Source organism: Clostridium sp. Ade.TY (assembly GCF_000498355.1).
Classification (GTDB): domain Bacteria; phylum Bacillota; class Clostridia; order Clostridiales; family Clostridiaceae; genus Clostridium.
Genome location: NZ_AVSV01000027.1, coordinates 148,406 through 154,556 on the forward strand (window position 1 = coordinate 148,406; position 6,151 = coordinate 154,556).

A 6,151-nucleotide genomic window follows, 5' to 3' on the forward strand; every position below is an offset into this window, starting at 1 on the left:
AATAAGTTAGGGAGGGAGTTATATGTATCCAGTTGGTACTTATGATAGATTTATTCAAAAGATAAAAGGGCGTGAAGGGAAAAGTAAACCAAGATATTTGGGAGTTTTATTTTGTGATATTGAACAACAAGGTGCAAAAGAATATATTATAAATTATATGGAAGTATTTAATAAAAGTTCGGGTGAATATTTTGATTTCTATATTCCTGGATATTTAAATAGTACAAAAAAAGGTGGAAATAATATCTTTCAATTTGGAAATAAAGAATATGAATTTAATAGAAAAGTATATAATGAATTTTGTGAAAAATTTATAGAAGACTTTAAGATAGAATTTCCTTATGTGGCTACATTGGTTTTGCTTGAATATAAAAGTGGAAATTTTAAAAATGCAAAGAGAGTAAAATTTAATTTAGAGAATATAAAAGGTGGTGTAAAAAATTCTGGCTTTTTCTTTGATTTGATATTTAAATTATCAAAGGATAATGAAGAATTACAATGCATATTAGATAATCTTTTTGAACAGTTTGAAGAGAAAACACAAATAGGATTTGCTTTTATAAATCAAATAACGTCTTTTTTCAGTATTGATTTAAAAGATTTAAAAGAAGCTTTTACAACAAAAAGGGATAAGAAAAAACAATATACATTAAAATAATGAAAAGTAATAGAGAGAAATATTATAGTTAAAATATATTGAAATTTTCTTGATAATTATATTTGTTATGTTAAAATATAATCGTAATATGTAAAACTATATGCGACAAATATTATATAAGTTAAACCAACTGATAAGAGATGATTTAATAGTATATTTTGTTGTATGTTTTTATTAAAATTAAATTTTAAAATGATATTAAAATCGCTTGGTTGTCAAATAGATGCTATAAATAAACTGTTTGGATATACAATTCATAATGATAAGGGTAAACCAACAAATAGTGAATTTATTGCGATTATTGCTGACAAGCTTCGTCTTAAAAATAAAGTGTCATAAATGGCGTGGGTAAGCCAAAGTTTAAAAAGCTATAGCAATAAATATTACAAAAATAAGCATTAAATGTAGTTGCTTATAGCAATAAAGTGAATATTAGAAAATTTCAAAATACCTTTTATTTATTGGGTTACAAAACTTGATAGATAGGAGGTATTTTTTATGCTTAGAGTTAAAAGAAAAAAAGATTATATGATATATATATACAATACTTTATAGATAGTTGTACTTTAAATGGTTAACTTTGAATACTAAAATAAAATCATTGTAAATAAGTAATATAAATAAAGATGATATATCGTATATAATATACTCGTAAATGATTATTAAATAGATAATAAAAAATTAATATTAAAATAATATTTTATTAAGAATAAAAATTTATAATAATAAAGTAAAATAACTTAAAACAAATAAAGGAGAATAAATAGAAATGAAAAAAAATTTTATAATTAAAATTCTCATAATAGCATCGATTTTTACTGGAGTAATCGGAAATACAGTTTTTGCAGATCAATTTAATGTAATAACATTAGGTGCTAACTTAACAACAGCTCAAAAGGATGACATGCTAAAATATTTTAATGCAAAAGAAGGTTCTTATCAATTATTAACTATAAATAATAAAGAAGAAAGAGAAGCTTTAAAGGGAATAGCTACAGAGGCTGAGATAGGAAATAAAACTATATCTTGCTCATATGTACAACCAACAGAAAAAGGTAGCGGAATAAATGTTAAGACTGTAAATTTAACTTGGGTTACAGCAGCTATGATTACCAATACATTGGTTACGGCTGGAGTTAATGATGCTAATGTAATTGCAGCAGCACCATTTCAAGTTTCAGGTACAGGAGCCTTAACTGGAATATTAAAAGGTTTTGAAGATTCAACAGGAGAAAAACTTAATAATAAGAAAAAAGAATTAGCTAATAAAGAATTAATAGTAACAGGAAATTTAGCAGATAATTCAAATGTAGGCAAAGAAAAAGCAGCAGCTGTTGTAAATGATGTAAAAACAGAAGTAATTAAAGAGAAAGCAAAAGATCAACAAGCGGTTAATAATATAATAAATAATGTAACAAATAATTATAATGTAAATCTTACTCCTGAAAATAAGAAGGAATTACAAGATTTAATGGTTAACATAGGAAAGCAAGATTATAATTATGATGAATTAAAAAATACTTTAAATAAAATTGGAAATAACATAAATGAAATTTTAAAAGAATCAGGAGAAGCTATCAAAAATTCAGGTTTTTTTGATAAAATATGGACTAGTATAAAGGATTTCTTTAGTGGCTCTAATAAAGAAGCTAATCAAAATTCAGGTATATTAAATGAAACTAATGATTCAGCTTTATCAGGAAATACTGTTGTAACAAATAATACTGAAGGAAGTCAAACTTCAAATAATGAAGCTAATCAAAATAACAAAGCATCAAACTCAAATGATCAAAATATTTTTGAAAGTTTTATATCATGGATAAAAGGAATATTTAATATAAATTAAAATTTGTAAAATTACTCTAATAAATATATACTAAAAATATAAGTAATATTATAAAAGGAGAGATTGTATGAATTTAAATGAAGAAATATTAAATGAAGAATTGAAATATGAAGGAAATTTTTTGAAATTTGTAAATATAAACGTTAAATTACCAGATGGAAATGAAGGAAGTAGAGATGTAATAAGACATCCAGGGGCAGCTGCTGTAGTGGCTTTTTTAGATGATGAAACAATATTATTAGTTAGACAATTTAGAGCTGCTTTAAATGATATATTACTTGAAATACCAGCTGGCAAATTAGAAACTGGTGAAGATCCAAAGGTATGTGCTACAAGAGAACTTGAAGAAGAGACTGGGTATAAATCAGAAAATATAGAATATTTAGGAACAATAGCTACTGGTGCTGGATTTACTGATGAAAGAATTCATATTTATAAAGCTACTAATCTTTATAAAGGAACAAAAGGCGGAGACGAAGATGAATTTATTGAGATAGAGTCTTTTAAGTTAAGTGAAATAAAAGAGATGATAAAATCAGGCAAAATAATAGATACAAAAACAATTTCGGCATTTATGTATTTATAAAATAAAAAGAAGTAATGCAAAAAGCATTACTTCTTTTTATTTTACATATTTTTATCTCCTATAAGAATAAAAAATAATTTGTAATCATAATATTAGTTATAATACTTTAGGAGGATAGAGAGATGAAAATTTCAGTAAATAAATTAAGTAAAACCTTTGAAGAACAAAAAATATATTATTTATTAGTAATATTATTTTTTTGTGTTGGTATTGTATTAGGAGCATATGCTATAAAAAGTATGAATTATATAGATAGGCAGGATTTAGCAAATTATTATACAAGTTTTGTAAATAGTATAGAAAAAAAGACAATAGATTATGGAATTTTGTTATTAGAAGTAATAAAGAAGAATATATTTTTAATAGCACCAATAATTTTATTAAGTTTTACCTTTTTTGGAGCACCACTAATACTTGCTCTTAATCTAGTTAAAGGATTTACATTAGGTTATACATTTACTTTTTTACTTACTACTTTTGATGGTAAAGGACTTGGAATAGCATTAGCATCTATAATACCACAAAATATAATATATATTCCTTGTATAATAGCAATAAGTATATTGGGACTAAACTTATCAACTATGAAATTTAAAGAAAAGTTTATAAAAAGAACACCAATAAAAAATTTAATATTAAATAAAGGTGGAATAAATGTTGTAATAGCATTATTATGTGTTTTAGTTGTTGGAATAGTAGTAGAAACATATGTATGTCCTAATATAATTAAAGTAATACTAAAAAATATATATTTATAAAGATTGATTAGCTAATGATGTATAAAATGAAGTATAAAGTATCGAATATATAAAGCAATGTTTTAGGAGAGAATAATGTTAGAAATTATCGAGAGTTACAAAGGTTATTTATTAAATAATGAAAAAAGTGAAAATACAGTATATGCATATGTTACAGATGTTAATCTTTTCATCAAGTTTCTTAATTTAAACAAAAAACCATTATATACTTCAAGTAACAATTATATTATTGAGTATATAAATAATCTTTTACAAAATGGAAAATCTGAAAGATCAATAAATAGGATAGTTATTAGTCTTAGAAGTTTTTATGGTTTTCTTAAAAATGAAGGTAAGATAGATGATGTTCCAAAAATATCTTATAAAAGTACAAAGACAAATAAAAAATTACCACAAATTTTAACTATAGATGAGGTTGATAAAATCATAAAATCTGTAGAAAAAACTTGTGTAAAAGGAATAAGAGATAATGCCTTATTAGAGCTTATGTATGCTACTGGAATGAAAGTATCAGAATTAATATCATTAGATGTAGAAGATATTAATTTAGATTTATCATTTGTAAAATGTACTGATAATAAAAGCTGTGAAAGATTGATACCTATAGGAAGAAGTGCAACTAGAGCACTTGAAGAATATTTATTAGTAAGAGATGAAGTTGTTGAAAGTGGAGTTAATAAATTATTTGTAAATCTTAATGGCAGAGGTTTAACAAGGCAAGGCATATGGAGAATAGTAAAAGAGTATTCTCATAAAGCTGGTATAAAAAAAGATGTAAATCTTAATACATTTAGGCATTCATTTGCTGTACACATGTTACAAAATGGTGCTAATGTAAGAGCAGTTCAAAAGCTTTTGGGTAATCAAGTATTAACTTATATGGATACTTATTACGAAATAATAAATAGTGATAAAATAAACTTAGTATATAAAAATTCGCATCCAAGAGCATAATTTTAATAATAGTATTAGTGGTAAAATAATTTGAATGAAAAACTAGTCTTATTGTGACTAGTTTTTTTATTTTATACAAAATATGAAATAAATAACAGCTTTAATTATTATTTAGCTGGTAACACTAATGTTGAAGGGAGGATTAAATATGAAAAAAATATATAAAATCTTTTTAAAAATACTTTTAATAATAATGGCATTTTTAATGTTACCATTAGCACCTATACATGCAATTGCAGAAGATAAATCAGATGATAAAATGAAAATAGAGGCTAAATCAGCATTGCTTATGGAGCCTACTACAGGTAAAATTATTTATGAAAAAAATTCAGATGAAAAATTTGCACCTGCATCAGTTACTAAAATAATGACTATGTTGTTGGCTATTGAAGCTGTAGATACAGGTAAAATTAAACTAGATGATAAAATAACATGTAGTGAAAATGCCAAAAAAATGGGTGGAAGTACTATGTTATTAGATACTGGTGAAATTAGAACTGTAGAAGAAATATTTAAAGGAATTGCAATAGCTTCAGGTAATGATGCTGCAGTAGCTATGGCTGAATATTTAGCAGGTTCAGAAGAAAATTTTGTTGATTTAATGAATAAAAGAGTTCAAGAACTTGGAATGAAAAATACAACTTTTAAAAATTGTACTGGATTACCGGCAGAAGGACATTTATCAACTGCCAAAGATATATCTTTAATGTCTATGGAATTATTAAAACATGATAAGATATTAAAATATACAGGAACTTATATGGAGACTATAGCTGAAGGAAGAAAGTCTCCAATTGAATTAGTTAATCATAATAAACTTGTAAGATTCTTTAAAGGTTGTGATGGATTAAAAACAGGATATACATCAGAAGCTAAGTACTGTATATCTGCAACAGCAACTCGAGATGGTGTAAGAATGTTAAGTGTTATAATGGGTGCTCCTACATTTAAGGTAAGAAATAGAGATGCTAGTTTATTACTTAATTATGGTTTTTCAAAATTTACTGGAAAGAAAGTTTTAGGTAAAGATGAAGAAATAGGTAAAGTATTTATGGGAAATGATACAGATAAATATTTTATTGCTAAAGCTAAAACGGATTTAATTGCAGTAATAGAAAAAGGCAGTAAAGGTGACGTTAAAAATGAAATTAAATTTAATAATACTAAAAAGAAATATGATATAGGAGAAACTGTTGGAAAATGTGAAGTTTATATTGGAGATGAAAAAATTGGAGAAGTTGAAATATATACAGATAGAGAAATAAGTAATCCTAACATATTTGAAAAAATGAAATTTAAAATTAAAAATTTAATACCAAAGTTTAATGATTAAAAAATAAAGAAGCTAT

Annotated in this window: 6 protein-coding genes and 1 pseudogene; all 7 read left to right on the forward strand. The window is 24.5% G+C overall.

Annotated elements, in window-relative coordinates; translation table 11 throughout:
* Positions 1 to 22 precede the first annotated feature (22 nt).
* The 7 genes and pseudogenes from O212_RS0110470 (at position 23) to O212_RS0110500 (ending at position 6,135) form a co-directional block, all read left to right on the forward strand.
* Positions 23 to 658: a hypothetical protein gene (locus O212_RS0110470; RefSeq protein ID WP_024615058.1), complete on the forward strand. Its 636-nt coding sequence runs from the start codon at positions 23 to 25 to the stop codon at positions 656 to 658.
* A 210-nt stretch (positions 659 to 868) separates the two neighbouring features.
* Positions 869 to 997 (forward strand): annotated as a pseudogene (locus O212_RS16415) (sporulation initiation factor Spo0A C-terminal domain-containing protein); the annotation flags it as partial.
* 430 nt (positions 998 to 1,427) lie between these two features.
* The gene (locus O212_RS0110480) at positions 1,428 to 2,504 is read left to right on the forward strand and encodes a DUF1002 domain-containing protein (protein WP_024615059.1); all 1,077 of its coding nucleotides are present in this window, start codon (positions 1,428 to 1,430) and stop codon (positions 2,502 to 2,504) included.
* A gap of 67 nt (positions 2,505 to 2,571) precedes the next feature.
* Complete coding sequence (locus tag O212_RS0110485; RefSeq protein WP_024615060.1) at positions 2,572 to 3,090, forward strand: NUDIX hydrolase; 519 nt, start codon at positions 2,572 to 2,574, stop codon at positions 3,088 to 3,090.
* 122 nt (positions 3,091 to 3,212) lie between these two features.
* Positions 3,213 to 3,848, forward strand: a complete 636-nt coding sequence (spoIIM, locus tag O212_RS0110490; RefSeq protein WP_024615061.1) for a stage II sporulation protein M — start codon at positions 3,213 to 3,215, stop codon at positions 3,846 to 3,848.
* A 75-nt stretch (positions 3,849 to 3,923) separates the two neighbouring features.
* Positions 3,924 to 4,802 carry a tyrosine-type recombinase/integrase gene (locus tag O212_RS0110495; protein WP_024615062.1) on the forward strand — a complete coding sequence of 293 codons (879 nt, stop codon included), beginning with the start codon at positions 3,924 to 3,926 and terminating at the stop codon, positions 4,800 to 4,802.
* A gap of 148 nt (positions 4,803 to 4,950) precedes the next feature.
* On the forward strand, positions 4,951 to 6,135 hold the full coding sequence (locus O212_RS0110500; RefSeq protein ID WP_024615063.1) for a D-alanyl-D-alanine carboxypeptidase family protein: 1,185 nt from the start codon (positions 4,951 to 4,953) through the stop codon (positions 6,133 to 6,135).
* Positions 6,136 to 6,151 lie beyond the last annotated feature (16 nt).